The organism is Craterilacuibacter sp. (genome assembly GCF_051659485.1).
In the GTDB taxonomy this organism is placed as follows: Bacteria; Pseudomonadota; Gammaproteobacteria; order Burkholderiales; family Chromobacteriaceae; genus Craterilacuibacter.
Genome location: NZ_JBOFOO010000323.1, coordinates 1 through 3,040, shown reverse-complemented (window position 1 = coordinate 3,040; position 3,040 = coordinate 1). Strand labels below are relative to the sequence as shown.

Genomic DNA, 3,040 nt, shown 5'->3' with positions numbered 1-3,040 from the left:
GGCTCGGCCTTCGCCGCCGGCGAAATCGTCATCAAGTTCAGCCACGTCGTCGCCAAAGACACCCCCAAGGGCAAGGCAGCCGAGCAATTCAAGAAACTGGCCGAAGAGCGCACCAAGGGCAAGGTCAAGGTTGATATTTATCCGAACAGCCAGCTGTACAAGGACAAGGAAGAACTGGAGGCGCTGCAGCTGGGTGCAGTGCAGATGCTGGCGCCAAGCCTGGCCAAATTCGGCCCGCTGGGCGTGAAGGAATACGAAGTATTCGACCTGCCGTACATGTTCGACAACTACGCCGAGCTGCACAAAGTCACCCAGGGCCCGATCGGCCAGCAGCTCTTGGGCAAGCTGGACAACAAGGGCATCAAGGGTCTGGCGTTCTGGGACAACGGCTTCAAGCACCTGTCGGCCAACAAGCCGATCAAGCTGCCATCCGACCTCAAGGGCCAGAAGCTGCGCATCCAGTCGTCCAAGGTGCTCGACGAGCAGATGCGCGCCCTCGGCGCCATGCCACAGGTAATGGCCTTCTCCGAGGCGTACCAGGCGCTACAGACCGGCGTGGTCGACGGCACCGAAAACCCGCCATCGAATATGTACACCCAGAAGATGCACGAAGTGCAGAAGAACCTGACCACCACCGCCCACGGCTATCTGGGCTATGCGGTGATCGTCAACAAGAAGTTCTGGGATGGCCTGCCGGCGGATGTACGCACCCAGCTGGAAGGCGCGATGCGCGACAGCACCCTATACGCCAACCAGATCGCCAAGCAGGAAAACGAAGCCGACCTCAAGAAAATCGCCACCTCGGGCAAGACCACCGTCTACAACCCGACCCAGGCCGAACGTGCCGCCTTCCGTCAGGCGCTGGCCCCGGTACACGCCAAGATGGCTGATCGCATCGGTGCCGACCTGCTCAAATCGGTACAGACCGCCACCGGCTTCAAGTCCAACTGATAACCCCTTCCTCCGGGCGCTACCCCTAACGGGCAGCGCCCTTTTGTATGGAGAGCCGCCATGCTCAAATTCCTCGACCATCTCGAGGAGTGGCTGATCGCCTTTTTAATGGCCACAGCCACCTTGATTACCTTTATTGCCGTCGCCCACCGCTACGGCTCCGGCATTGACCTGCTCTATCCCTACCTCGCACCCATCAATATGGCGTGGACGCAGGAGCTGACCATTTATCTATTCGTCTGGATGGCCAAGTTCGGTGCCGCCTATGGCGTGCGTACCGGCATCCACGTCGGCGTCGATGTGCTGATCAACAAGCTGAACGACAAAAACCGCAGCCGCTTTATCGTGCTGGGCCTGCTCGCCGGTGCGCTGTTCACCGCCATCGTCGGCACGCTGGGCGCCACCTTTGTATGGGAAATCGCGCACACCGAGCAGACCTCGGCCGATCTGGAAGTCCCGATGTGGCTGGTTTACCTCGCCGTTCCCTGCGGCTCTTACCTGATGAGCTTCCGCTTCTTGCAGGTCACCTGGAACTTTATCCGCACCGGCGAGCTGCCCAAGCATGACCACAGCCACGTCGAGGGCATGGACGACGTTTCCGCCGACAGCAACTGGTTCGCCATGGACGACAACCTGCACCCGCACGACCTCAAGCACAAGGATGACAACAAATGAGCGCGCTGATCATCTTCGGACTATTGATCCTCCTGATGCTGACCGGCATGCCGATCTCGATTTCGCTCGGCCTGACGGTACTCACTTTCTTATTCACCATGACCGAAGTACCGATCGAGGCGGTGGCGCTCAAGCTGTTCACCGGTATCGAAAAGTTCGAGATCATGGCAATCCCGTTCTTTATTCTGGCCGGTAACTTCCTCACCCACGGTGGTGTCGCCCGGCGCATGATCAACTTCGCCACCAGCATGGTCGGCCACTGGCATGGCGGCCTCGGCCTCGCCGGCGTGATGGCGTGCGCACTGTTCGCGGCGGTGTCCGGCTCCAGCCCGGCTACCGTCGTCGCCATCGGCTCCATCCTGTTGCCGGCCATGGTCAAGCAAGGCTTCCCCAACAGCTTCGGCGCCGGCGTGATCACTACCAGCGGCGCGCTGGGCATCCTGATCCCGCCATCCATCGTGATGGTGATGTATTCGGTGGCCACCAATACCTCGGTCGGCCAGCTATTCATGGCCGGTGTGATTCCCGGCATCATGCTGGCGACCTTCCTTGGCGTCACCACCTGGTATCGCGCGCGCAAATTCGGTTACCCGCGTCTGGCCAAGGCCACTGCCATCCAGCGCCTCAAGGCCTTCCGCGAATCGATGTGGGGCCTGTTCCTGATCGTGGTGGTGATCGGCGGCATTTATAGCGGCATCTTCACCCCGACCGAAGCGGCGGCGATGAGCGCGGTGTACGCCTTTATCGTGGCGGTATTCGTCTATAAGGACATGAGCCTGAAGCAGGTGCCGAAAGTGCTGCTGGATTCGGCCTCGATGTCGGCGATGCTGCTGTACATCATCACCAACGCCGTGCTGTTCTCTTTCCTGATGACCAGCGAAGGCATCCCGCAGGCGATGGCCGGCTGGCTGATCGACGCAGGCCTGGGCCCGATCGCCTTCCTGCTGGTGGTCAACGTGCTGCTGCTGTTGGCCGGCAACGTGATGGAGCCCTCGTCCATCGTGCTGATCTTCGCCCCCATCCTGTTCCCGGTGGCGGTGGCGCTGGGCATCGACCCGGTACACTTCGGCATCCTGATCGTGGTGAATATGGAAGTGGGCATGTGCCACCCGCCGGTCGGCCTCAACCTGTATGTCGCCTCCGGCATCACCAAGATGGGCATCACCGAGCTGACCATCGCGGTATGGCCATGGCTGCTGACCATGCTGGCCTTCCTGATGCTGATCACCTATGTGCCGGCCATCTCGCTGTGGCTGCCACGCACGCTGGGCATGATGTAAACCACGCCCTGATTGGCCAGAAAGCGACGGTTTTATACCGTCGCTTTTTTTGTCAGACAGCCGGCATAGCCGCTAGTGCTTCTAAGCCTATATAATGGCCAACGAATGCTGTTAATCCAAACTGCTTAAAAAAG

3 protein-coding genes are annotated in these 3,040 nt (G+C 60.1%); all 3 read left to right on the top strand.

Translation table 11 applies throughout. The features are described from left to right. Nucleotides 1-951 (top strand): TRAP transporter substrate-binding protein (locus ACRC1E_RS11185; protein WP_438515176.1); only part of this gene is annotated, 951 nt, incomplete at its 5' end. A 60-nt stretch (nt 952-1,011) separates the two neighbouring features. Continuing rightward, nucleotides 1,012-1,626 carry a TRAP transporter small permease gene (locus tag ACRC1E_RS11180; protein WP_438515175.1) on the top strand — a complete coding sequence of 205 codons (615 nt, stop codon included), beginning with the start codon at nt 1,012-1,014 and terminating at the stop codon, nt 1,624-1,626. Continuing rightward, nucleotides 1,623-2,906: a TRAP transporter large permease gene (locus ACRC1E_RS11175; RefSeq protein ID WP_438515174.1), complete on the top strand. Its 1,284-nt coding sequence runs from the start codon at nt 1,623-1,625 to the stop codon at nt 2,904-2,906. Before ACRC1E_RS11180 ends, ACRC1E_RS11175 begins: the two co-directional genes overlap by 4 nt. Nucleotides 2,907-3,040: the final 134 nt, after the last annotated feature.